The sequence below is a fragment of the Variovorax sp. P2_H12 genome, assembly GCF_056403395.1.
Window position 1 is genome coordinate 91,516 of the sequence record NZ_JBFUFO010000022.1, and the last position, 22,340, is coordinate 113,855.

At 67.0% G+C, this 22,340-nt stretch carries 20 protein-coding genes; 10 read left to right on the forward strand and 10 right to left on the reverse strand.

Features of this window, described 5'->3' with window-relative positions; genetic code table 11:
• Nucleotide 1 precedes the first annotated feature (1 nt).
• Genes AC1DYK_RS17170 through AC1DYK_RS17185 form a run of 4 tightly spaced genes read left to right on the forward strand, consistent with a single transcriptional unit; the run spans nt 2 to nt 4,362 of the window.
• A complete protein-coding gene (locus tag AC1DYK_RS17170) occupies nt 2-1,615 on the forward strand; it encodes a gamma-glutamyltransferase family protein (protein ID WP_478091666.1) in 1,614 nt (537 codons plus the stop codon).
• 8 nt (nt 1,616-1,623) lie between these two features.
• Entirely contained in the window at nt 1,624-2,541 is a 918-nt protein-coding gene (locus AC1DYK_RS17175; RefSeq protein ID WP_478167426.1) for a DMT family transporter, read from the forward strand.
• A 16-nt stretch (nt 2,542-2,557) separates the two neighbouring features.
• Nucleotides 2,558-3,355 carry an SDR family oxidoreductase gene (locus AC1DYK_RS17180; protein ID WP_478167427.1) on the forward strand — a complete coding sequence of 266 codons (798 nt, stop codon included), beginning with the start codon at nt 2,558-2,560 and terminating at the stop codon, nt 3,353-3,355.
• 23 nt (nt 3,356-3,378) lie between these two features.
• Nucleotides 3,379-4,362: a quinone oxidoreductase family protein gene (locus AC1DYK_RS17185; protein ID WP_478167428.1), complete on the forward strand. Its 984-nt coding sequence runs from the start codon at nt 3,379-3,381 to the stop codon at nt 4,360-4,362.
• Nucleotides 4,363-4,633: 271 nt separating this feature from the next.
• Here AC1DYK_RS17185 and AC1DYK_RS17190 read toward each other — a convergent pair whose 3' ends face one another.
• From AC1DYK_RS17190 to AC1DYK_RS17205, 4 genes are all read right to left on the reverse strand, one after another.
• The gene (locus AC1DYK_RS17190) at nt 4,634-6,289 is read right to left on the reverse strand and encodes a Na/Pi cotransporter family protein (RefSeq protein WP_478167429.1); all 1,656 of its coding nucleotides are present in this window, start codon (nt 6,287-6,289) and stop codon (nt 4,634-4,636) included.
• A gap of 61 nt (nt 6,290-6,350) precedes the next feature.
• Nucleotides 6,351-6,848 carry a signal peptidase II gene (gene lspA, locus AC1DYK_RS17195; RefSeq protein ID WP_478167430.1) on the reverse strand — a complete coding sequence of 166 codons (498 nt, stop codon included), beginning with the start codon at nt 6,846-6,848 and terminating at the stop codon, nt 6,351-6,353.
• The gene (gene ileS / locus AC1DYK_RS17200; RefSeq protein WP_478167431.1) at nt 6,848-9,691 is read right to left on the reverse strand and encodes an isoleucine--tRNA ligase; all 2,844 of its coding nucleotides are present in this window, start codon (nt 9,689-9,691) and stop codon (nt 6,848-6,850) included. The genes lspA and ileS overlap by 1 nt, the downstream gene beginning before the upstream one ends.
• A gap of 108 nt (nt 9,692-9,799) precedes the next feature.
• Nucleotides 9,800-10,837, reverse strand: coding sequence for a bifunctional riboflavin kinase/FAD synthetase (locus AC1DYK_RS17205; RefSeq protein ID WP_478167432.1), 1,038 nt, complete (start codon nt 10,835-10,837; stop codon nt 9,800-9,802).
• A gap of 163 nt (nt 10,838-11,000) precedes the next feature.
• Here AC1DYK_RS17205 and AC1DYK_RS17210 point away from each other — a divergent pair, with 163 nt between their 5' ends.
• Nucleotides 11,001-11,558, forward strand: coding sequence for an HNH endonuclease (locus AC1DYK_RS17210; protein WP_478167433.1), 558 nt, complete (start codon nt 11,001-11,003; stop codon nt 11,556-11,558).
• A 152-nt stretch (nt 11,559-11,710) separates the two neighbouring features.
• Here AC1DYK_RS17210 and AC1DYK_RS17215 read toward each other — a convergent pair whose 3' ends face one another.
• Nucleotides 11,711-12,826 (reverse strand): acyl-CoA dehydrogenase family protein, encoded by a 1,116-nt coding sequence (locus AC1DYK_RS17215; protein ID WP_478167434.1) that lies wholly within the window; start codon nt 12,824-12,826, stop codon nt 11,711-11,713.
• Between the two features lie 95 nt (nt 12,827-12,921).
• Entirely contained in the window at nt 12,922-14,103 is a 1,182-nt protein-coding gene (locus AC1DYK_RS17220; protein ID WP_478158553.1) for an acyl-CoA dehydrogenase family protein, read from the reverse strand.
• 143 nt (nt 14,104-14,246) lie between these two features.
• On the opposite strand from AC1DYK_RS17220, the gene purN reads away from it, so the two are divergent.
• Entirely contained in the window at nt 14,247-14,831 is a 585-nt protein-coding gene (gene purN / locus AC1DYK_RS17225; protein WP_478167435.1) for a phosphoribosylglycinamide formyltransferase, read from the forward strand.
• Between the two features lie 16 nt (nt 14,832-14,847).
• On the opposite strand, the gene AC1DYK_RS17230 is transcribed toward purN, so the two are convergent.
• The gene (locus AC1DYK_RS17230) at nt 14,848-15,093 is read right to left on the reverse strand and encodes a DUF1653 domain-containing protein (RefSeq protein WP_478167436.1); all 246 of its coding nucleotides are present in this window, start codon (nt 15,091-15,093) and stop codon (nt 14,848-14,850) included.
• Between the two features lie 34 nt (nt 15,094-15,127).
• Here AC1DYK_RS17230 and AC1DYK_RS17235 point away from each other — a divergent pair, with 34 nt between their 5' ends.
• The 3 genes from AC1DYK_RS17235 (at nt 15,128) to AC1DYK_RS17245 (ending at nt 19,638) form a co-directional block, all read left to right on the forward strand.
• Complete coding sequence (locus tag AC1DYK_RS17235; protein ID WP_478167437.1) at nt 15,128-16,987, forward strand: M48 family metallopeptidase; 1,860 nt, start codon at nt 15,128-15,130, stop codon at nt 16,985-16,987.
• Between the two features lie 33 nt (nt 16,988-17,020).
• The gene (locus tag AC1DYK_RS17240; protein ID WP_478167438.1) at nt 17,021-18,292 is read left to right on the forward strand and encodes an RsmB/NOP family class I SAM-dependent RNA methyltransferase; all 1,272 of its coding nucleotides are present in this window, start codon (nt 17,021-17,023) and stop codon (nt 18,290-18,292) included.
• A gap of 131 nt (nt 18,293-18,423) precedes the next feature.
• Nucleotides 18,424-19,638 (forward strand): DesA family fatty acid desaturase, encoded by a 1,215-nt coding sequence (locus AC1DYK_RS17245; protein ID WP_478167439.1) that lies wholly within the window; start codon nt 18,424-18,426, stop codon nt 19,636-19,638.
• A 190-nt stretch (nt 19,639-19,828) separates the two neighbouring features.
• Here AC1DYK_RS17245 and rpmG read toward each other — a convergent pair whose 3' ends face one another.
• The 3 genes from rpmG to trxB all read right to left on the reverse strand — a co-directional run bounded on the left by rpmG (nt 19,829) and on the right by trxB (nt 21,485).
• The gene (gene rpmG, locus AC1DYK_RS17250; RefSeq protein WP_007830291.1) at nt 19,829-20,002 is read right to left on the reverse strand and encodes a 50S ribosomal protein L33; all 174 of its coding nucleotides are present in this window, start codon (nt 20,000-20,002) and stop codon (nt 19,829-19,831) included.
• A gap of 11 nt (nt 20,003-20,013) precedes the next feature.
• Entirely contained in the window at nt 20,014-20,247 is a 234-nt protein-coding gene (gene rpmB / locus AC1DYK_RS17255; RefSeq protein WP_028251282.1) for a 50S ribosomal protein L28, read from the reverse strand.
• Between the two features lie 290 nt (nt 20,248-20,537).
• Entirely contained in the window at nt 20,538-21,485 is a 948-nt protein-coding gene (trxB, locus tag AC1DYK_RS17260) for a thioredoxin-disulfide reductase (RefSeq protein ID WP_477650704.1), read from the reverse strand.
• A gap of 166 nt (nt 21,486-21,651) precedes the next feature.
• On the opposite strand from trxB, the gene AC1DYK_RS17265 reads away from it, so the two are divergent.
• Nucleotides 21,652-22,326: a Crp/Fnr family transcriptional regulator gene (locus tag AC1DYK_RS17265; RefSeq protein WP_478158551.1), complete on the forward strand. Its 675-nt coding sequence runs from the start codon at nt 21,652-21,654 to the stop codon at nt 22,324-22,326.
• Nucleotides 22,327-22,340: the final 14 nt, after the last annotated feature.

Consider the following 22,340-nt stretch of genomic DNA (forward strand, 5'->3'; position numbering starts at 1 on the left):
CATGAAATTCGACTACGCCAACCCCTACACCTCGACCCGCATCCCGGTCTTCGCGCGCAACGTGGTGTCGACCTCGCATCCGCTGGCGGCCCAGGCCGGGCTGCGCATCCTGCAGCAAGGCGGCAACGCGGTCGATGCCGCGGTCGCGACCGCAGCAGTCATGACGCTGGTGGAGCCGGTCAGCAACGGCCTGGGCAGCGATGCCTTCTGCATCCTGTGGGACGGCCGGAAGTTGCACGGCCTCAATGCCTCGGGCTGCGCGCCCGCGGCCTGGACGCCCGACTATTTCCGCAAGAAGCACGGCGCCGACGCCGCCACGCCGCCGATGCGCGGCATGGATTCGGTCACGGTGCCGGGCGCAGTGGGCGGCTGGGTCGCGTTGTCCGAGCGATTCGGCAAGCTGCCTTTCGCGGACCTCATGGCGCCGGCGATCGAGATCGCCGAGCGCGGGTACCTGATGCCGCCCGTGGTGCGGCAGAAATGGGCCGCGGCCACGCCCATCCTGCAGTCGCAGCCGGGCTTCGCGCAGAGCTTCCTGCCGTGGGGCCGGGCGCCTGAAGTGGGCGAGCTGTTCCGCTTCCCGGCGGCCGCGCGCGCCTTGAAGGCCATCGCGGCGACGCGGGGCGATGCCTTCTACAGCGGCGAGATCGCCGAAGCGCTGGAGAAGTTCTCGAACGAGAACGGCGGCAGCCTCAAGGTGCGCGACCTCGCCAACTGGAAGCCCGAGTGGGTCGAACCCATCGCCCAGAACTACCGCGGCCACACGCTGCACGAGATCCCGCCGAACGGGCAGGGCATCGCCGCCCTGATCGCCCTGGGCATCCTCGAGCATTTCGACATCGGCTCGATCCCGGTCGACTCGGTTCGCTCGCAGCACCTGCAGATCGAGGCCATGAAGCTCGCGTTCGCGGACACCTACCGCTACGTGTCGGAGCCATCGTCGATGGAGCTGACACCGCTGCAAATGCTCGATGGCGCCTACCTCGCCTCGCGTGCCAAACTCATCGATGTGAACAAGGCGCAGGACTTCAAGGCAGGCAACCCGGTCAAGGGCGGCACCATCTACCTCACGGCGGCCGACGAGAGCGGCATGATGGTGAGCTTCATCCAGAGCAACTACATGGGCTTCGGCTCGGGCTGCGTGGAGCCGGGCTTCGGCATCAGCCTGCAGAACCGCGGCCACGGCTTCAGCCTGAAGGACGCGAGCCCCAACCTGGTGGCGCCGGGCAAGCGCCCGTTCCACACCATCATCCCGGCCTTCCTCACGAAGGACGGCGCGCCGGTGATGAGCTTCGGTGTCATGGGCGGCAACATGCAGCCGCAGGGCCACATGCAGACGCTGGTTCGCATGCTGGACTACGGGCAGAACCCGCAGGCGGCCTGCGATGCGCCGCGCTGGCGCTTCAATTCGGGACTCGAAATCAATGCCGAGGCCGCGATGGCTCCCGCCACCGTGCAGGGCCTGTCCGCGCTCGGCCACAAGGTCGATGTCATCAACGACTCCTACCAGGACTTCGGCGCCGGCCAGTTCATCTGGCGCGCGGGCGACCCGGCGGTGGAAGGCTACGTGGCGGCCAGCGATGCGCGCCGCGACGGCTTGGCCGCGGGGTTCTAGTCCTCTCGATGCCCCAGGCCGCCTCGGCGCAAGCCGTTCGAAAAAGCCTTGCCCCGGGCCTGGCCCTCGCCACCTTCGGTGCGATCGCCTTCAGCGGCAAGGCGATCATCGTCAAGCTGGCCTACCGGCACGGCGTCGATGCGGTGACGCTGATCATGCTGCGCATGCTGTTCGCGCTGCCGCTGTTCGCGCTCATGGCATGGTGGGCCGGGCGGGGCAAGCCGGCGCTCACGCGGCGCGACTGGCTCGGCGTCGTCGGGCTCGGCTTCTCGGGCTACTACCTGTCGAGCTTCCTGGACTTCGCGGGGCTGGCCTACATCACGGCCAGCCTCGAGCGGCTGATCCTGTACCTCAACCCGACGCTGGTGCTGCTGTTCGGCTGGATCGTCTACCGGCGGCGCATCACGCGCTGGCAGTTCGCAGGCATGGCGATCAGCTATTCGGGCGTGCTGCTGGTGTTCGGCCATGAGCTCAGCCTGGGCCAGAGCGCGTCGGCCGCGTGGGGCGCCTTCCTGGTGTTCCTGAGCGCGGTGAGCTATGCGATCTACCTGGTCGCCAGCGGCGAGTTCGTCAAGCGGCTCGGCTCGCTGCGCCTGGTCGGTCTGGCGACCAGCGTGGCCTGCCTGCTGTGCATCGCCCAGTTCCTGCTGTTGCGGCCGATGGGCGCGGCCTTCGAGGTCGCGCCCGAGGTGATCTGGCTGTCGGTGCTCAACGCCACGCTGTGCACTGCCGTGCCCGTCCTCGCCGTCATGATGGCGATCGAGCGCATCGGGCCCGCGATGGCGGCGCAAACGGGTATGGTCGGGCCGATGTCGACGATCCTGATGGGGGTGCTGCTGCTCGGCGAGCCCTTCACCGCCTGGATCGCGGCCGGCACGGTGCTGGTCATCACCGGCATCTTTGTCTTCACACGAATGGGGCGCTGAGCCCGAAGGAATCAACATGGATCTGGGAATCGCGGGCAGGACGGCGCTGGTGTGCGGCGCGAGCAAGGGACTGGGCTACGGCTGTGCGCAAGCGCTGCTGCGCGAGGGCGTGAACCTGGTGATCGTGGCGCGCGGCGCCGAGGCGCTGGAGGCTGCGGCGGCGACCCTGCAGGCCACTGCTGCAGGCAGCGCTGCCAAGCCTTTCGTGAAGCACGTCGCGGCCGACATCACGACCCCCGAAGGCCGCGCCGCGGCGTTCGCGGCGCACGCCGACTTCGACATCGTGGTCACCAATGCCGGCGGCCCGCCGCCCGGCGATTTCCGCGACTGGGACCGCGAGGCATGGATGAAGGCGATCGACGCCAACATGCTGACGCCGATCGAACTGATCAAGGCCACGGTCGACGGCATGGCGGCGCGCGGCTTCGGGCGCATCGTCAACATCACCTCGAGTTCGGTGAAGGCGCCGATCGACATCCTCGGCCTCAGCAACGGCGCGCGCAGCGGGCTCACCGGCTTCGTTGCCGGCGTTGCGCGCACGGGTCTCGCGGCCAAGGGCGTGACGCTCAACAACCTGCTGCCGGGATCGTTCGACACCGATCGCCTGAAGGGCACCCTGGCCGGCGCGGCGAAGAAGTCCGGGCAGGACATCGACGCGATCCGCGCCAGCCGACAGAAGAACATTCCGGCCGGCCGCTTCGGCACGCCCGCGGAGTTCGGCGCGATCTGCGCCTTTCTCTGCAGCGTGCATGCCGCCTATGTCACGGGCCAGAACGTGCTGGCCGACGGCGGCGCCTATCCCGGAACCTATTGATCCACGTCGACCAGGAGACGCATATGAAGAGCAAGGCAGTGCGCATCGACCGCCACGGCGGTCCCGAGGAGCTCAAGTTCGTCGAGGTCGAGGTCGGCGACCCCGGTCCCGGCGAGATCCGGATCCGCCACAAGGCGGTGGGCCTCAACTTCATCGACACCTACCAGCGCAGCGGCCTCTATCCCTTCGCGATGCCGCTGCAGCTCGGCATGGAAGCTTCGGGCGTGGTCGAGGCGGTGGGCGAGGGCGTCACGCACCTCAAGGCCGGCGATCGCGCCGCCTACGCCAGCCAGCCTCCCGGCTCCTATTGCGAACTGCGCGTGATGCCGGCAAGGAGCGTCTGCAAGCTGCCCGACGCGATCTCCTTCGAGACCGGCGCGGCGATGATGCTCAAGGGCCTGACGACGCAGTACCTGCTGCGCAGGACGCTGCCGGCCGAGGGCCTGCAGCCCGGCGACTTCATCGTGTTCCATGCCGCGGCCGGCGGCGTCGGCCTGATCGCCTGCCAGTGGGCCAAGGCGCTCGGGCTCCAGCTCATCGGCACGGCCGGCACCGACGCCAAGTGCCAGCTCGCGCTGGCCCACGGTGCCGCGCATGCGATCAACTACGCCACCGAGAACTTCGCCGAGCGCGTGAAGGCAATCACCGGCGGCCAGGGCGTCAAGGTGGTCTACGACTCGGTCGGCAAGGACACCTTCGAAGGCTCGCTCGCCTGCCTGCGGCCCTTCGGGCTGCTCGCGGTCTTCGGCAACGGCTCGGGGCCGGTGCCGCCGTTCAGCCTCGGCCTGCTGGCCAAGGGCTCGTACTACGTCACGCGCCCGACCCTGTTCACGCACATCGCCACGCGCGAGAGCACGCAGGCGATGGCGGACGAGCTGTTCGCGGTGGTCGAGAGCGGCGCGGTGAAGATCCCGATCGACCAGCGCTACGCCCTGGCCGACGTGCAGCAGGCGCACCGCGACCTCGAGGCCCGCAAGACGACCGGCTGCACGATCCTTACCTTGTAGCTCCCCCCCAGGTTGCCCCGCACTTCGTGTCGGGGCGCCCACCCCCTGCCGGGGGCGCAGTCAGCGGCCCGGCAAAGCCGGTTCCGCGACTGCCCACCAACAGGCGTGCGCTGCGCGCCGCCGCAGAAAAGGCACGGCGCCTCTCTTCTATCGGCCGGCGCAGCCAGGCCCGTTGGTGAAACACCGCGGAACCGGCTTTGCCGGGCCGCTGGTGTTGCCCCCGGTAGGGGGTGGGCGGGCTACACGCAGTGAGCCCAACCTGGGGGCGAGCCTAGAGACTATTCAGGCGCGACTCGCGCATCCGGGTCGGCGCCAGTGCGCCGGCCGATTCGAGGATCGGGTAGGCGATCGAGCAGATGTGCGAGTTGATGCGCTTGAGGTCGCTGATCAGGTCGATGTGCAGCGAGCTGGTCTCGATGCTCAGCGCGGTCTGGTCCGACAGGCGCCCGAGGTGGGTGGTGGCGTAGGCGCGCTCCAGGTCGCGGAAGCGCGCCTTCTCCTCGAGCAGCTTCTGGGCATCGCGCACGCTGCCGTTCAGGAACACGCTCATGCTCAGGCGCAGGTTGGCCACCAGCCGCTCGTGCAGCTCGACGATCTCGCGCATGCCGGCGTCGGAGAAGTTGCGCTGCGGCTTGATCTTCTTGTCCTCGATGTCGATGATCACGCGCTCGATGATGTCGCCGATCTGCTCCATGTTGATCGTGAAGCTGATGATGTCGGTCCAGCGCCGGCTCTCCTCCTCGCCCAGGGCCTCGCGCGAGATCTTGGTCATGTAGTACTTGATGGCGGAGTACAGCTCGTCGACCGTGTCGTCGAGCTTGCGCAGCTCCTGGGCCAGCCGCAGGTCGTTGTTGCGGATCACGTTGAGCACGCCGATCAGCATCGTCTCGACCACGTCGGCCTGGTGCAGCGCCTCGCGCGCGGCGTTCGAGATGGCCAGCGTCGGCGTCGACAGGGCCGAGGGGTCCAGGTGCTGGGGCCGGCGCGTGGCCGCGGGCTCCTCCGGCACCGGCAGCACGCGCGTCACCAGCGCCGCCACCCAGTCGGTGAGGCCGATGAAGCCGACGCTCACGAGCACGTTGAAGGCCAGGTGGTACAGCACCACGAACTGCGTCGCGTCCGAGATGTAGGGCCTGACCTCGCGCAGCCAGAGACCGACGAAGGGCGCCGCGATCGCCACGCCGAGCAGCTTGAAGACCAGGTTGCCCACCGTGACCTGCCGGACCGAGACCGCCGACTTGGCGGTCGTCAGCACCGCCAGCAGCCCGCTGCCGAGATTGGCGCCGAGCACCAGGCCGAGCGCGACGTCGAGCGGCACCGCGTTCGAACTCGCCAGCGCGGCGACCAGCAGCACGACCGCCAGGCTCGAGTAGGCGACGATCGCGAGCGCGGCGCCGATGGTGATTTCCAGCAGTACGTCGCTGCCCAGCGTGCCCAGCAATTCACGCATCGCCTGGCCGGCGAACAGTGGCCCGGTGGCCGCCACCACCAGCTGCAGCGCGAGCAGCATCAGGCCGAGTCCGATCAGCACTCGTCCGACGCGGCCGGCCACGCTCGACGGGCGCGTGATGAACAGCACCACGCCGACGAAGATGAAGAGCGGCGACAGCCATGACAGGTCGGCCGAGAACAGCACCGACATCAGGGCGGTGCCGATGTCGGCCCCGCGCATCACCGCCAGCGCAGCCGGCAGCGTCACCAGGCCCTGGCCGACGAAGGAGGAGGTCATCAGCGAGGTCGCGGTGCTCGACTGGACCAGCGCCGTGACGCCGATGCCCGAGAGGGCCGCCGTGAAGCGGTTGCGCATGCTGTGAACCAGGATCTTGCGCAGGTTGGCGCCGAAGACGCGCAGCACGCCCGTGCGAACGAGATGGGTGCCCCATACCAGCAGCGCGATCGCCGCGAGTAAATTCAACAGATGCTTCATGGAAGCAAAGGACTATAGACCAACCCCCCTGGCTGGCTCGCCTTGCCTTCGCGCGGCCGGGCTACTTGCGCCGCACGCGCCTCAGTTCATCCAGGATCAGGCAGATCGCGCCGAGGGTGATGGCGCTGTCGGCCACGTTGAAGGCCGGGAAGTGCCGGCCGGCCATGTGGAAGTCCAGGAAGTCGACCACGTAGCCGTGCATCATGCGGTCGATCACGTTGCCGATGGCACCGCCCAGGATGGCGGCCATCGAGAACGAGAACAGCTTCTGGCCGGCATGCGACTTCAGCATCCAGACGATGAAGATCGCCGCCGCGACGCCGATGGCCGTGAAGAACCAGCGCTGCCAGCCGGCCGCATCGGCCAGGAAGGAAAACGCCGCGCCGGTGTTGTGGGCCCGGACCACGTTGAAGAAGCTGGTGACGTAGGTCACGTCGCCGTACTTGTAGTAGCCCAGGATCAGCGTCTTGGTGAACTGGTCGACGATCACGATCACCAGCGCGAGGCCGAGCCAGGGCCAGATGCCGAGGCCCGACGAGCCCGAAGATTTGCGAGCCATCAGGCGACGTTCCTTTGCTCTCCGGCGCCGTACAGGTTGCTGGTGCAGCGGCCGCACAGGCCCGGGTGGGCCGGGTCATGGCCGACGTCGTCGCGCCAGTGCCAGCAGCGCTCGCACTTGGCCGCGACACTCGCCATCACTTGTGCCGACAGCGCGTCGCCGGCGGCCAGCTCGACCGCCGAGGTGATCAGAACGAATTTCAGGTCGTCGCCCAGCGAAGCCAGCAGTGCATGGTCGTCGGCCGGTGCGGTGATCGTCACGTTGGCCTGCAGCGAGGAGCCGACCTGGCCGGCGGTGCGCACGGTCTCGATCTCCTTGTTGACCGCGTCGCGGATCTCGCGGATGCGGGTCCACTTCGCCAGCAGCGCTTCGTCGGGCGTGCCGAGGTCGCTGTAGGTCTGGACGAAGATCGACTGGCCGTCGCCGCAGAACTTCCACGCCTCTTCGGCCGTGAAGCTCAGGAACGGCGCCATCCAGCGCAGCATCGCCTGCGTGATGTGCCACAGCGCGGTCTGGGCGCTGCGGCGCGCGTGCGAGCCGGGGGCGGTCGTGTAGAGCCGGTCCTTGAGCACGTCCAGGTAGAAGGCGCCGAGGTCCTCGGAACAGTACACCTGCAGCTTGGCCACCACCGGATGGAACTCGTACACCTTGTAGTGCGCGAGGATCTCGGCCTGGAACTGCGCCGCACGGGCGAGCGCATAGCGGTCGATCTCGAGCAGCTCGGCCAGCGGCACCGCATCCTTCTTGATGTCGAAGTCGCTGGTGTTGGCGAGCAGGAAGCGCAGCGTGTTGCGGATGCGGCGGTAGGCGTCCACCACGCGCGCCAGGATCTTGTCGTCGCCCGCGATGTCGCCCGAGTAGTCGCTCGCGGCCACCCACAGGCGAGTGATCTCGGCGCCGAGCTTCTTGTTCACTTCCTGCGGGTCGATGCCGTTGCCGAGCGACTTGCTCATCTTGCGGCCCTGGCTGTCGACCGTGAAGCCGTGGGTCAGAAGGCCGCGGTAGGGCGCGCGGCCTTCGAGCGCGCTGGCGAGCAGCAGCGACGAGTGGAACCAGCCGCGATGCTGGTCATGGCCTTCGAGGTACAGGTCGGCCTCGGGACCGGTCTCGTGATGCACGTTCGGATGGGTGCCGCGCAGCACGTGATAGAAGGTCGAGCCCGAGTCGAACCAGACCTCGAGGATGTCGGTGCTCTTGGTGTAGAGCGGCGCGTCTTCGGCACCGAGGATCTCCTCGGTGGTCACGCGGCTCCAGGCCTCGATGCCGCCCTGCTCGACGATGGCCGCGGCCTGGTCGAGGATCTCCATCGTGCGCGGATGCAGCTCGCCCGAGTCCTTGTGCAGGAAGAACGGGATCGGCACGCCCCAGCTGCGTTGGCGGCTGATGCACCAGTCAGGCCGGTTGGCGATCATGTCGTGCAGCCGCGCCTTGCCATTCTCCGGATAGAAGCTGGTCTGCTCGATCGCGGCCAGCGCTGTCTGGCGCAGCGTCTGCGGCGCCTTGTCCTTGGTGAACACGCCTTCGCCCTCGTCCATGCGGATGAACCACTGGGCCGCGGCGCGGTAGATCACCGGCGTCTTGTGGCGCCAGCAGTGCGGGTAGCTGTGGGTGATGACCTCGGTCGTCAGCAGGCGGTCGGCATCGCGCAGCGCCTGGATGATGACGGGCACCGCCTTCCAGATGTTCTGGCCGCCGAACAGCGGGAAATCGGGCGCGTACGAGCCGTTGCCCTGCACCGGATTCAGGATGTCGTCGTACGCCACGCCGTGCGCGATGCAGGAGTTGAAGTCGTCCACGCCATAGGCCGGCGAGGAATGGACCAGGCCGGTGCCGTCTTCGGCGGTCGCGTAGTCGGCCAGGTAGACCGGCGACAGGCGCCGAAAGCCGGCATCGACGTCGTACAGCGGATGCTCGAACTCGAGGCCGCCGAGCTTCTCGCCCTTGACCGTGGCCAGCACGGTGCCGTCGAGCGCATAGCGGTTCATGCACATCTCGACCAGGGACGCCGCGAGAACCAGCAGGCCGCGCTCGGTGTCGACCAGCGCGTAGTCGAGCTCGGGGTTCAGGTTGATCGCCTGGTTGGCCGGAATGGTCCAGGCGGTGGTGGTCCAGATGACCGCGAAGGCGTCTTTCGTCAATGCCGGCAGGCCGAAGGCGGCCGCGAGCTTTGCGGGGTCATGCGCCTTGAAGGCGACGTCGAGGGTCTGCGACTTCTTGTCCGCGTACTCGATCTCGAACTCGGCCAGCGAGGAGCCGCAGTCGAAGCACCAGTACACCGGCTTGAGGCCGCGATAGACGAAGCCGCGCTCGATCACGCGCTTGAAGGCGCGGATCTCGCCCGCTTCGTTGGCGAAATCCATGGTCTTGTACGGATGGTCCCACTCGCCCAGCACGCCCAGGCGCTGGAAGTCGACCATCTGCTGGGCGATCTGCTCGGTCGCGTAGGCGCGGCTCTTGGCCTGCATCTCGTCGCGGCTCAGGTTGCGGCCGTACTTCTTCTCGATCGCGTTCTCGATCGGCAGGCCATGGCAGTCCCAGCCTGGTACGTAGAGCGCGTCGAAGCCCTCGAGCTGGCGCGCCTTGGTGATCATGTCCTTCAGGATCTTGTTCACCGCGTGGCCCATGTGGATCTGGCCATTGGCGTACGGCGGGCCGTCGTGCAGGATGAACTTGGGCGCGCCGTGGCGGGCGTCGCGCAGACGCTGGTAGAGGCCTTCCTCGTTCCACTCCTTGACCCAGCCCGGCTCGCGCTTGGGCAGGTCGCCGCGCATCGGGAACGGGGTGTCGGGCAGGTTCAGCGTGGCGCGGTAGTCGTTGGCGCCGTCGGTCTTGTTGTCAGCCATGGGGGTTCCAGAAATCTGCGCTGCCTGGCAGCGCTCGGGGATCGAGGGGGGCATGCGGCCCCTTGCATCCCAAGGCGGCCGAACGCGGCGGAAAGCGAGGGTTCCGCTCTAAATTCGGTCGCGCGTCGTCTGGCGATGGGTCTCTGCGTGCGTGGAGGCAAAGAAGGCGCGCGCGTCGCGGCCATCCTTCGCGATGCCCGCAGTCAGGGCCTCGAGGCTGGTGTAGCGCAATTCGTCGTGCAGTTTGTGCAGCAGTTCCACGCGCACGATTTTACCGTAGGCCCCTTCGCTGCCCAGATGGGCCGGCCAATCGAGGCAATGGGTCTCCAGCAGCACCCGGCCGGCGTTGACGTCGTTGGCGTCGAGCGAGGGCCTGACGCCGAGGTTGGCGACGCCCGGCAGCGGCGCCTCGGACAGCCCGTGGACGAGCACCGCGAAGATGCCGCTGGCGGCCGGCTTCCAGTGCTTGAAGCGCAGGTTGAGGGTGCGAAAGCCATCGTCGCGGCCCGGTGCCGAGGCGCCCAGCGCGCGGCCGAGCTTGCGTCCGTGGACCACGTGGCCGGAAATCGCGTAGGGCCGGCCGAGCAGCGCCTGGACATCGGCCATCCGACCTTCGGCCAGCGCCTCGCGCACGGCCGAGCTCGAGACCCGCAGGCCATGCACCTCGTAGCTGTTCATGCGCGCGACGTCGAAGCCGTGCTGGTCGCCGGCACGGTCGAGCATCGCGTAGTCGCCGGCGCGCCTGGCGCCGAAGCGGAAATCGTCGCCGACCAGCACGTAGCGCGCGCCCAGGCCCTCGATCAGCACGTGCCGGATGAATTCTTCCGGCGTCTGCGCGGCCAGCCGGGCGTCGAAGGGCAGCACGATGGTCTGCGCGACGCCGCCCGCGGCCAGTTCGGTGAGCTTGTCGCGCAGGGTGCCGATGCGCGCCGGCGCCAGTTCGGGGCGCCGGTTGAGCGCGGCGAAGTAGTCGCGCGGATGCGGCTCGAAGCTCAGCACGCAGCTGGGCAGTCCGCGCAGGCGCGCCTCGGTATTGAGCAGCCCCAGCATCGCCTGGTGACCACGGTGCACACCGTCGAAATTGCCAATGGTCAGGGCGCAGGCCGGAGCCACGCCCGGATGCCGAAATCCCCGGAAGACCTGCATCGTTTGGTATCTTTTTGATAGCACTTCGTGCCCATGGAATGGGCACGTCAGGGCCATTTGTCACAAAACCGGTATATTGTGACGCAGTGCGGTGCGCGCAAGTGCGCTGGCCGCGCGCCGGTGATCGGTCTTTCCGTGGTTTCTCTGATCAGAGGAGACGTGTGTGAAGGTCTTGAAGCTGTCGGCCCAAGGGCTGCCTCAATCGTGGATTTCGCTCGAGCAGGCGGTGATCCACTATGCCTCCGACGAGGTCCGCTGGGAGGTGGGCGCGCAGGTGGCGGTGTTCCGGGGCGGCCACAACGCGGTCACCGGCCAGCAGTCGCAGATCGCGATCAACAGCATCATCGGCACCAAGGGCGTGCCGCGCATCAATCCCTTCACGCAGCGCCCGGGCCTGACCAACGGCAAGCTGTTCGCGCGCGACCGCAACGTCTGCGCCTACTGCGGCGGCCACTTCGGCGAGGACGAACTCACGCGCGAGCACATCATCCCGTTCGCTCAAAAGGGAATCGACACCTGGATGAACGTGGTCACGGCCTGCCGGCCCTGCAACCACAGAAAGAGCAGCCGCACGCCCGAGCAAGCCGGCATGGCGCTGCTCTACGCACCCTACGTGCCCAGCCTGTGGGAAGACTTCATCCTGCGCAACCGCCGGATCCTGGCGGACCAGATGGAATTCCTGATGGCGCACCTGCCGCAAAGCTCCCGCCTGCACGGCTGACGGAGCCAAAGCAACGCTGCGGTCTGCGGCCGGCGAAGCCAGGCCCGTTGGTGAAACACCGCGGAACCGGCTTTGCCGGGCCGCTGGTGTTGCCCCCGGTAGGGGGTGGGCGGGCTACACGAAGTGAGCCCAACCTGGGGGCGAGCAACAGTTCAGGCGAAGACGCCCGCGGTATCTTGCATGCGGGCCGAGACTTCGCCCAGGTGGTGCATGCTGTCGCCGAAGCTCATCTCGAGCTGCGTGAGCTTTCTGAAGTAGTGGCTGCCGATGTATTCGTCGGTCACGCCGATGCCGCCGTGCAGTTGCACCGACTGCTGGCTCACGAAACGCATCGAGACGCCGAGCTGGTACTTGGCGCGGGCCATGGCCTGGCGGCGTTCGGCGGCCGGGGCATTGAGCTTCAGGCTCGCGTAGTAGCTCATCGAGCGGGCCAGCTCGAGCTGCATCTTCATGTCGGCGACGCGGTGGCGCAGCGCCTGGAAGGTAGCGATCGCGACGCCGAACTGCTTGCGTGTGTTCATGTAGTCGACCGTGACCGCGAGCGTCTGGTCCATCACGCCCACGGCTTCCGCGCAAGTCGAGGCGATGCCGATGTCGACTCCGTACTCGAGTGCGGCCAGGCCGTCACGGGTGACCAGCGTGGCGGCCGCACCGTCGAACACGACTTCGGCCGCGCGGCTGCCGTCCTGGGTGCCGTAGCCGCGTGCCGCCACGCCGTCGGCAGCGCGCTCGACCAGGAAGAGGGCCATCTTGCCGTCGAGTTGCGCGGGCACCAGGAAGGCATCGGCTTCGTCGCCGGCCGGCACCAGGCTCTTGGTGCCGTGCACGGTGAAGCCGTTGCCGGCCTTCTGCGCCTTGGCCTCGCAGACGTCGAGCCGGTAGCGCGCCTTGCGTTCCTGGTAGGCCAGCACTACCAGCGCCTGGCCGCCTGCGATGCGCGGCAGCCAGCTGTCCTTGGTGTCGGCGTCGGCATGGCCGGCGAGCAGGGCGCCGGCGATGAACGATTGCGCCAGCGGCTCGAGCACGATGCCGCGGCCCAGCTCTTCCATCACGACCATGCCTTCGACCGGGCCCATGCCCAGGCCGCCCTCGTCCTCGGGGATGTAGAGGCCGCCCAGGCCCAGTTCGGCCAGTTCGTCCCAAGCCTCGCGCGAGAAGCCGCCTGCGGCCTCGATGGCGCGGCGGCGCTCGAAGCCGTAGCCCTTTTCGACCCACTTGGCGACCGCGTCGCGAAGCTGCTGCTGGTCATCCGAAAAATTGAAGTCCATGTCAAATCCTTGCGTAAGCCTCGCTGGAGCCCCCTCCCGGAGGGGGTGCGGGGGAGTCAAACATTCAGCGCGTAGCGCGGGCCCGTTCTACGGCTTCAGCCGAGAACGGTCTGCGCGACGATGTTGCGTTGCACTTCGTTGCTGCCGCCGTAGATGGTGGTCTTGCGCATGTTGAAGTAGGTCGACGAAAGCGGTGCCAGCTGCGGATGGCCGCCCGGGAAGTCACCCTGCCAGCCGGCTTCCATCGCCTCGCGGATCAGCGGCAGCGAATAGGGGCCGCCGGCCAGCATCATCAGCTCGGAGTAGCGCTGCTGGATCTCGCTGCCCTTGATCTTGAGCAGGCCCGCGATGTCGAGCGAGTTCTTGCCCGAAGTGGCGGCCGACAGCACGCGCAGCACCAGCATCTCGAGCGCGACGACGTCGACCTCGAGCTTGGCGATCTCGTCGCGGAAGCGGGCGTCTTCCCAGACGCCTTCGCTCTTGGCCAGGCGCTTGACGCGTTCGAGCTCGCGCTTGGCGCGGTTGACGTCGGCGATGTTGGTGCGTTCGTGCGAGAGCAGGTGCTTGGCGTAGGTCCAGCCCTTGTTCTCCTCGCCGATCAGGTTTTCGGCCGGCACCTCGACGTTGTCGAAGAAGACTTCGTTGACCTCGTGGCCGCCGTCGAGCAGCTTGATCGGGCGGACCGTCACGCCCGGCGACTTCATGTCGATCAGCAGGAAGCTGATGCCGGTCTGCGGCTTGCCTTCATTGCTGGTGCGCACCAGGCAGAAGATCCATTCGCCGTACTGGCCCAGCGTGGTCCAGGTCTTCTGGCCGTTGACGATGTATTTATCGCCCTGCCGTTCGGCCTTGGTCTTGACCGAGGCCAGGTCCGAGCCGGAGCCCGGTTCGCTGTAGCCCTGGCTCCACCAGACTTCGCCGCTGGCAATGCCGGGCAGGAAGCGCTTGTGCTGCTCGGCATTGCCGTAGGCCATGATCACCGGCGCCACCATCACCGGGCCGAAGGGGATGATGCGCGGCGCACCGGCCAGCGCGGCCTCTTCCTCGAACAGGTGCTTCTCGACCGCGGTCCAGCCGGGGCCGCCGAATTCCTTCGGCCAGCCATAGCCGAGCCAGCCTTTCTTGCCGAGGATCTTCGCCCATCGCTGCAGGTCGTCACGCGTCAGTTCGAGCGCGTTGTGCACCTTGTGCGAGATGTCTTGGGGAAGGTTTTCTTTGACCCAGGCGCGAATATCTTCGCGGAACTTCTGTTCTTCGGGCGTGAAGCTCAAATCCATGCGTGCCTCGCTGTGTTGATCGAACCGCCGCGGGCGCGGCGTGTCTCCGGAACCGCCGGTTTTAGCACGGTCGTGCGCTTTCGGGGTGTCCGCGTCGTGACAACACGGACCACGAAAAGGCAGCACGGATAATCCCGCGTCCCATGAAGAACATTGTGATCCTTATCTCCGGCGGCGGGTCGAACATGGCGGCCATCGTGCGGGCCGCCGAGCAGGAGCGCTGGGCGGCCCGATTCGATGCCCGTGTCGCCGCCGTCATCAGCAACAAGGCGGACGCGCCGGGGCTGGCGCTCGCCCGTGCCAAGGGCATCTCGACCGCAGTCGTCTCGCACAAGGATTTCGCCAGCCGGGAGGACTTCGATGCCGCCCTGGCCCAGGCCATCGACATGCATGCGCCGACGCTGGTCGTGCTGGCGGGATTCATGCGCATCCTGACGCCCGGCTTCGTGACCCGCTATGCGCGCCGGCTGCTCAATATCCATCCGTCGCTGCTGCCGGCGTTCCCCGGCCTGCATACCCACCAGCGCGCGATCGAGGCCGGCTGCAAGGTCGCAGGGCTCACGGTGCACGAAGTGACGGTGGAGCTCGACCACGGACCGATCCTGGCGCAGGCGGTGGTGCCGGTGCTGCCCGACGACACCGCAGCGACGCTGGCGGAGCGTGTCTTGGTCCACGAACACCGGGTTTACCCGCAGGCAATTGCGGCTTGGCTCATGGAAACAAAATGACACAATCCGCCGGGGGTCATTTTTTCTGGTCGAGCTTCGTGAAGCGCAACTGTGACGCGCCGTCGATCTCCACGCGGCCGCCGAACATGGCGGCCGGGCGGACCCAGAGTCCGCGCTCGCCGTAGAGCGCGCGGTAAAGCGTCATCGGCTCCAGCGTCTCGCTGTGGCGCACCGTGCCCAGCACGTCGTACTCGCCGCCCTTGTAGTGGCGGTAGCGGCCGGGGGGCGTCTCGATCAGGGGTGGCAGGTCGTCGTCGTTCATGCGGTTGTTTCCTTCAAGGAACTGAAAGGTCGGGATGGAGAGGGCAGATTTTGTTCATCTCGTGCGCCTGAGCGAGCATGCCAGCGCGGACGACAGCCGCGGCTACCGGCGCGGGGTCGCGGTCTTCGCCGCCCTGGGCTATCTCTGGGTCATCGCCTGCCTGGCGCTCGCGATCGGCATCATCGCCTGGGTGGTCGGTGGCCTCGGACAGGGAGGGAGATTCGACTTCACGCGCGGCTGGCTGCTGCTGTTCGCGCTCGGTCTGATGTGGGCCACGCTGCGCGCGCTGTGGGTGCCCCTCGATGAGCCCGAGGGCGTGCCGCTGGAGCGAGCCGATGCGCCGGCACTGTTCGAGGCGCTGGACCGGATCCGCAAGCGCATCGACGGCCCGCCGGTGCACCGGGTCTTCCTCGACAGCGAATTCAACGCCAGCATCCGCCAGATACCGCGCTTCGGGCTCTTCGGCGGCGCGGTCAACCATCTCAGCATCGGCCTGCCGCTGCTGATGGCGCTGGATCGCAGGCGCCTGCTGTCGGTGCTGGGGCACGAGTACGGGCACCTGCGCGGCAACCACGGCAAGCTCAGCGCGTGGATCTATCGCACGCGGATGTCGTGGCTCAAGCTGGACGCCAGCTTGCAGCGCGACAACGGCGTGATGGCTTTCGCCTCGCAGGCCTTCTTCCGCTGGTATTTCCCGCGCTTCGCCGCCAAGACTTTCGCGCTGGCGCGCCAGGACGAATACGAGGCCGACCGCGTCGCGGCCCGGCTGCTGGGCACGCGGGTGGTGGCTGGCGCGCTCACCGAGATCGTGGTCAAGAGCGCCTGGTACGCCGAGCAATTCTGGCCCGCGCACTGGTCGCTGGCGGTCGACGAGCCGATCCCGGTCGGCCCGTTCTCGGCGCTGGCGCCGCAGTTGTGCGTGCCGGTCGCCCCGGACTTCGCGCGCTCGGCGCTGCGTGGCGCGCTGCGCAGCGTCAGCGATGTCGACGATACGCACCCGGTGCTGCGGGACCGCCTGGAAGCGCTCGACGAAAGGCCCGGCCTGCCGGCCTGGTCGGCCAAATCGGCGCTGGGCCTGCTTGCCGATGCGCCCAGGTGGATCGCGCATTTCGACGACGACTGGCGCCGCGCGCACGTCAATGACTGGAAGCAGCATCACGCCTATCTGGTGCGGGTGCGCGAGCGCGTTGCCGTCCTCGCGGCCAGCGCCGGCCGAAACAACGCCGACGAGATGGTCGAGTGGGCCGACTGCGCGCGCCGAATCGATGCCGCGGCCGACGTGCGTGGGCACTATGAGCGTGCTCTGCAGTTCACCGAGAACCACCCGGGGGCCTTGCGCGGCCTGGCGCAGTTGCTGCCGGCCCGCGATCGCGGCGCCCGGCTCGCGGTGCTCGAGCGGCTGCACGAATCGAGCGTGGCCAGCCGCTGGTGGGCCGCCAAGACCGCGGTCGCGCTGCTCGAGGACCCGGATGCGGGCGGCCACGACGAACGTGCGCTCAAGCTCTGGCGCGATCGGGCCAAGACGGCGGAGGAGGCCGAGCAGCGCGCCTGGGATGAAATCACTGCCACGCCTTTCTTCAGCCAGATCAGCCGCCACGACCTGAGCGAATTCGAACTCGGCGAACTGCGGGCCGACCTGGTGCGCTGCAGCCCGGTCTCGCGGGCCTGGCTGGTGCGCAAGAACCTGCGCGAATTCCCATGGCGACGCGCCTACGTGGTCTTTCTCGAGTTGCCGCTCCTGGGCGACGACGAGCGTTGGCAGCTGTGCCGACAGCTCGAGCAGACCCTGAGCCTGCCGGGCGCCGCGCTGGTGCTGTGGGCCGGCCATTCGCCGACGCTGGAGCAGATCGAGCGCCAGACCTTCGGCGCGATCTGGGCCCGCACCGTCGATTGAGACCCGATCGGCCACGACTGAGACAATGGGGTCATGCACCCCAAAGCCCTGCTTGACGCCACCGCCGACCTGGTCGGCCTGGTTCTGAAATTCGATCACCCGGCCGACCAGGTCGTTTCGCGCTTCTTCCGCGACCACCGCGAGTTCGGCCCGCGCGAGCGCGCCACCCTGGCGGAAACCGTCTACACGGTGCTGCGCAAGAAGCTTCTGTTCGATCATCTGTCGCCTTCCGGCAGCGGCCCCAAGGAGCGCCGGATGGCGATCCTGGGCTTTTACGGCCCGCGCGACTTCCTCAAGAGCGCACTCAACGACACCGAGAAGCGCTGGCTCGACAACTGCGACGCCGTCAAGCAGGACGACCTGCTCGAACGCCACCGACACAACCTGCCCGAATGGCTGGTGGCGCCACTCAAGGCGCAGCTCGGCGACCAGTTCTGGCCCCTGGTGGAAAGCCTGCAGCAGCCGGCGCCGCTGGACCTGCGGGTCAACGCGCTGACCGACAAGCGGCCCGAGGTGCAGAAGGAACTGGCCAAGGCGGCGATCCAGGCGGTCGCCACGCCGTTCTCGCCCTGGGGCCTGCGCATCGACGGCAAGCCGGCGCTCAACAAGCTCGACGCGTTCACGCGCGGCGCGGTCGAGGTCCAGGACGAGGGTTCGCAACTGCTGGCGCTGCTGCTGGATGCCAAGCGCGGCGAGATGGTGGTCGATTTCTGCGCCGGTGCCGGCGGCAAGACGCTGGCCATCGGCGCCACGATGCGGAACACCGGCCGGCTGTATGCTTTCGACACCTCGGCGCACCGGCTCGACGCCCTGAAGCCGCGGCTGGCGCGCAGCGGTCTGTCGAACGTGCATCCGGCAGCGATCGCCCATGAGCGCGACGACCGCATCAAGCGGCTGGCCGGCAAGATCGACCGGGTGCTGGTCGATGCGCCCTGTTCGGGCCTCGGCACCCTGCGGCGCAACCCGGACCTGAAATGGCGCCAGTCGCCGAAGTCGGTGCAGGAGCTGACGGCCAAGCAGACCGCGATCCTGCAGAGCGCGGCGCGGCTGGTGAAGCCGGGCGGCCGGCTGGTCTATGCGACCTGCAGCGTGCTGCCGGAGGAAAACGAGGCCATCGCCGAGGCTTTTGCTGCCGCCAATCCGGATTTCGAACCCCAGGATGCCGCGGAACTGCTGGCCGGCCTCAAGGTGGCGGGCGCCGAAGCCCTGTGCGCCGGCGGCGAGCGCGGGACGCGTTACCTGCGGCTCTGGCCCCATCGCCACGCCACCGACGGTTTTTTTGCCGCCGTGTGGAACCGGAAATAGGCAGAAGGCTCCAAAGAAAGGGCAAGACTTGCGGTGAATCAAGGATTTAAGCCCCTTTTCAGGCTCGAACCTTTAAAATCGCCGGTTACCTGAAGGCTGCACCTTCGTGCGGCCATGGAGTACTGAACTCAATGTTGCTTCCTGACTCTGCCGTACTGAGCGCGGCCATCGACTGGCTCGGAAACGGCTTGTGGGACCTCGCATGGTGGCAAGTCGTGCTGTACACGCTCGTCACCACGCACATCACGATCGCGGCGGTCACGATCTTCCTGCACCGGACGCAAACGCACCGGGCCATGGACCTGGGCCCGATTCCCTCGCATTTCTTCCGCTTCTGGCTCTGGCTGGGCACCGGCATGGTGACCAAGGAGTGGGTGGCCATCCACCGCAAGCACCACGCCAAGTGCGAAACGGTCGACGACCCGCACAGCCCGCAGGTGAAGGGCATCGACGAAGTCATGTGGCGCGGCGCCGAGCTGTATCGCAAGGAATCGAAGAACAAGGAAACGATGGAGCGTTTCGGCCACGGAACGCCCGACGACTGGATCGAGCGCAACCTGTACACGCGCTACAGCTGGCAGGGTGTCGGCCTGATGCTGATCTTCAACGTCGCGCTGTTCGGCATGCTCGGGTTGACGGTCTGGGCCGTCCAGATGCTCTGGATCCCGTTCTGGGCCGCCGGCATCGTCAACGGCATCGGCCACTATTGGGGCTATCGCAATTTCGAAGCTGCGGATGCCAGCACCAACCTGGTCCCGTGGGGCATCATCATCGGCGGCGAAGAGCTGCACAACAACCACCACACCTACCCGACCTCGGCCAAGTTCTCGGTCAAGAAGTACGAGTTCGACATCGGCTGGGTGTACATCAGCCTGATGCAGAAGATCGGCTGGGCCAAGGTCAAGAAGCTGCCGCCGAAGCTGCAGATGGGCGACGTCGTGCCGGTGGCCAACGAAAAGACCCTCGAGGCCGTGATCGCCAACCGCTACGAGGTCATGGCCGGCTATGCGCGCGAGATGCGTCGCGCCACCCGCGGCGAACTGGCCCAGCTCAAGGCCAAGGGTGCCGACCTGTCGGTACTGAAGGCGGCCAAGAACTGGCTGCACCGTGACGACGACAAGGTGCCGGCCGCCGTGCGTTCGGACCTGGTCCAGGCCCGTGCCGCTCATCCGGTGCTCGACAAGATGGTGACCATGCGCGAAGAGCTGCGCCAGCTGTGGCTCAACACGTCGCAGTCGCGCGAGCAGTTGGCGGCCGACCTGGCGGCCTGGTGCCACCGTGCAGAAGCCAGTGGCATTGCTGGCCTGCGCGAGTTCTCGACCCGCCTGCGTCGCGCTCGCGCCTGATTGTTGCTCGCCCCCAGGTTGGGCTCACTTCGTGTAGCCCGCCCACCCCCTGCCGGGGGCGACACCAGCGGCCTGGCGAAGCCAGTTCCGCGGTGTCTCACCAACGGGCCTGGCTGCGCGGCCGGGAAGTACTTCAAGGCACAAAAAAACCCGCTGGATCGCAGCGGGTTTTTTATTGGAAATCGCTGAATTACTTCAGCTTGATTTCCTTGTACTCGACGTGCTTGCGCGCCTTCGGGTCGAACTTCATGATCGACATCTTTTCAGGCATCGTCTTCTTGTTCTTGCTGGTCGTGTAGAAATGGCCGGTACCCGCGGTGGATTCCAGCTTGATCTTTTCGCGTCCGCCTTTGCTCGTTGCCATGATTCAGCTCCTTAAGCTTGGCCGCGTGCGCGCAGGTCTGCGAGCACGGCGTCGATGCCGTTCTTGTCGATCAGGCGCAGGGCAGCGCTCGAAACCCGCAGGCGAACCCAGCGGTTTTCCGTTTCGACCCAGAAACGACGGTATTGCAGGTTCGGCAGGAACCGGCGCTTGGTTTTGTTGTTGGCGTGGGAAACATTGTTTCCGACCATCGGGCCTTTGCCCGTGACTTCGCAGACGCGTGCCATGTGGACACTCTTTCTTGAACAGCTGGCACCAAAGCAACGCAGCAGGGTTGCGTGGGTGGTTTGCAGCTTGACCTCGCCAGAAACGGGTGGCGGTACCCCGATATCACCGACCGACACAAGGCGTCAAATTCGGCAAAGCCTTGGATTATATGCCAAAAGCATCCAAACAGGACGGCGCAGCCAGGCCCGTTGGTGAAACACCGCGGATCTGGCTTCGCCAGGCCGCTGGTGTTGCCCCCGGTAGGGGGTGGGCGCCCGGACACGAAGTGCCGGGCAACCTGGGGGCGAGCCTATTGCTCCAGGAACCGCTGAGCGTCCAGGGCTGCCATGCAGCCGGTGCCGGCACTGGTGATCGCCTGGCGGTAGACATGGTCCTGGACGTCGCCGGCGGCGAAAACGCCGGGCACGCTGGTCATGGTCGCGAAGCCCTGCAGCCCGGCGCGGGTGAGGATGTAGCCATCCTTCATCTCGAGTTGGCCCTGGAAGATGTCGGTGTTGGGATGGTGGCCGATCGCGATGAAGCAGCCCTTGAGCTGAAGGTCCTCGGTGGCGCCGGTCTGGGTGTTCTTCAGGCGGACGCCGGTGACGCCCGAGTCGTCGCCGAGCACCTGGTCCAGCGTGTTGTGCACCTTGAGCTCGATCTTGCCTTCGGCCACCTTGGCATGCAGCTTGTCGATCAGGATCGGCTCGGCGCGGAACTTGTCGCGGCGGTGCACCAGCGTGACCTTGCTCGCGATGTTCGACAGATAGAGCGCCTCCTCGACCGCCGTGTTGCCGCCGCCGATCACGCAGACTTCCTGCTCGCGGTAGAAGAAACCGTCGCAGGTGGCGCAGCCCGAGACGCCGCGGCCCATGAAATGCTGCTCGGAGTCGAGCCCGAGGTACTTGGCCGAGGCGCCGGTGGCGATGATCAGCGCGTCGCAGGTGTAGGTGCCACTGTCGCCGGTGAGGGTGAAGGGGCGCTTGCTGAAGTCGACCTTGTTGATGTGGTCGAAGACGATCTGGGTCTTGAAGCGCTCGGCGTGTTCCAGGAAGCGCTGCATGAGGTCGGGACCCTGCACGCCATGGACGTCGGCCGGCCAGTTGTCGACGTCGGTCGTCGTCATGAGCTGGCCGCCTTGTGCCATGCCGGTGATCAGCATGGGCTCCAGGTTGGCGCGGGCCGCGTAGACTGCGGCGGTGTAACCGGCCGGGCCGGAGCCGAGAATGAGAACCTTAGTGTGCAGTTGGGATGGCATGAGTAGAAAACCTAGGATTGACGCTGCAGCAGCGTGTACATTTTCAAGGTGGTTTATAGATATGGAGTATCACCGTTCGGTTCAAGCCCGTACGGCGACTCCTTTCAATGCGCGCGATTGTATTAATCCATCGGTTTTTGAGTCGCGCCGAATCGGGGATTGATGAATGTCGATGTTGTCCAATCTTGAATTGCTCCGTCGCGTGCCGTTGTTCGCAGCGCTGACGCCCGCCCAGTCCGCGAGCATCGCCGATGCGATCGTCAAGAAGCGCTTCAAGCGCGCCGAGGTCGTGGTCGAACAAGGCAAGAAGTCGGATGCCCTCTACATCATTCTGACCGGCCGGGCCCGTGTCATGAGCACCGACAGCCGCGGACGGGAGGTCATTCTCGCGACGCTGCAGCCGGGCGACTACGTCGGCGAGATGAGCATGATCGACGACGAGCCGCATTCGGCCACGGTGCGCACCGAGATCCAGACCGACGTGCTGATGCTCGACCGCGACGCCTTCGCGCGCTGCCTGCCCGAGAACTCCTCGATGTCCTACAACATCATGCGCGGCCTGGTGGCGCGCCTGCGCCACGCCGATCGCAAGATCGAGTCGCTGGCACTGATGGATGTCTATGGCCGCGTGGCGCGCTCGCTGCTCGAGTTCGCGGTCGACGACGGCGAGGGCAACCTCAAGGTGCGCGACAAGATCTCGCGCCAGGACCTGGCCAAGATGGTCGGCGCCTCGCGCGAGATGGTGAGCCGCGTCATGAAGGATCTGGAGGAGCGTGGCTTCGTCCAGACCCAGCCCGACGGCTCGATGATCGTCAAGGAACGACTCTCATCGCTCACCTGACCGTCAGGCCGGCG

Excerpts from the sequence above, each read along its gene's own strand:
- AC1DYK_RS17170 (WP_478091666.1), top strand. The coding sequence starts at position 2 with ATGAAATTCGACTACGCCAACCCCTACACCTCGACCCGCATCCCGGTC.
- AC1DYK_RS17180 (WP_478167427.1), top strand. The coding sequence starts at position 2,558 with ATGGATCTGGGAATCGCGGGCAGGACGGCGCTGGTGTGCGGCGCGAGC.
- rpmG (WP_007830291.1), bottom strand. The coding sequence starts at position 20,002 with ATGGCAACGAGCAAAGGCGGACGCGAAAAGATCAAGCTGGAATCCACC.
- AC1DYK_RS17240 (WP_478167438.1), top strand. The coding sequence starts at position 17,021 with ATGCACCCCAAAGCCCTGCTTGACGCCACCGCCGACCTGGTCGGCCTG.
- AC1DYK_RS17205 (WP_478167432.1), bottom strand. The coding sequence starts at position 10,837 with ATGCAGGTCTTCCGGGGATTTCGGCATCCGGGCGTGGCTCCGGCCTGC.
- AC1DYK_RS17220 (WP_478158553.1), bottom strand. The coding sequence starts at position 14,103 with ATGGATTTGAGCTTCACGCCCGAAGAACAGAAGTTCCGCGAAGATATT.
- AC1DYK_RS17175 (WP_478167426.1), top strand. The coding sequence starts at position 1,624 with ATGCCCCAGGCCGCCTCGGCGCAAGCCGTTCGAAAAAGCCTTGCCCCG.
- AC1DYK_RS17185 (WP_478167428.1), top strand. The coding sequence starts at position 3,379 with ATGAAGAGCAAGGCAGTGCGCATCGACCGCCACGGCGGTCCCGAGGAG.
- AC1DYK_RS17265 (WP_478158551.1), top strand. The coding sequence starts at position 21,652 with ATGTCGATGTTGTCCAATCTTGAATTGCTCCGTCGCGTGCCGTTGTTC.
- AC1DYK_RS17230 (WP_478167436.1), bottom strand. The coding sequence starts at position 15,093 with ATGAACGACGACGACCTGCCACCCCTGATCGAGACGCCCCCCGGCCGC.
- AC1DYK_RS17245 (WP_478167439.1), top strand. The coding sequence starts at position 18,424 with ATGTTGCTTCCTGACTCTGCCGTACTGAGCGCGGCCATCGACTGGCTC.
- ileS (WP_478167431.1), bottom strand. The coding sequence starts at position 9,691 with ATGGCTGACAACAAGACCGACGGCGCCAACGACTACCGCGCCACGCTG.
- AC1DYK_RS17235 (WP_478167437.1), top strand. The coding sequence starts at position 15,128 with ATGGAGAGGGCAGATTTTGTTCATCTCGTGCGCCTGAGCGAGCATGCC.
- purN (WP_478167435.1), top strand. The coding sequence starts at position 14,247 with ATGAAGAACATTGTGATCCTTATCTCCGGCGGCGGGTCGAACATGGCG.
- lspA (WP_478167430.1), bottom strand. The coding sequence starts at position 6,848 with ATGGCTCGCAAATCTTCGGGCTCGTCGGGCCTCGGCATCTGGCCCTGG.
- AC1DYK_RS17190 (WP_478167429.1), bottom strand. The coding sequence starts at position 6,289 with ATGAAGCATCTGTTGAATTTACTCGCGGCGATCGCGCTGCTGGTATGG.
- rpmB (WP_028251282.1), bottom strand. The coding sequence starts at position 20,247 with ATGGCACGCGTCTGCGAAGTCACGGGCAAAGGCCCGATGGTCGGAAAC.
- trxB (WP_477650704.1), bottom strand. The coding sequence starts at position 21,485 with ATGCCATCCCAACTGCACACTAAGGTTCTCATTCTCGGCTCCGGCCCG.
- AC1DYK_RS17215 (WP_478167434.1), bottom strand. The coding sequence starts at position 12,826 with ATGGACTTCAATTTTTCGGATGACCAGCAGCAGCTTCGCGACGCGGTC.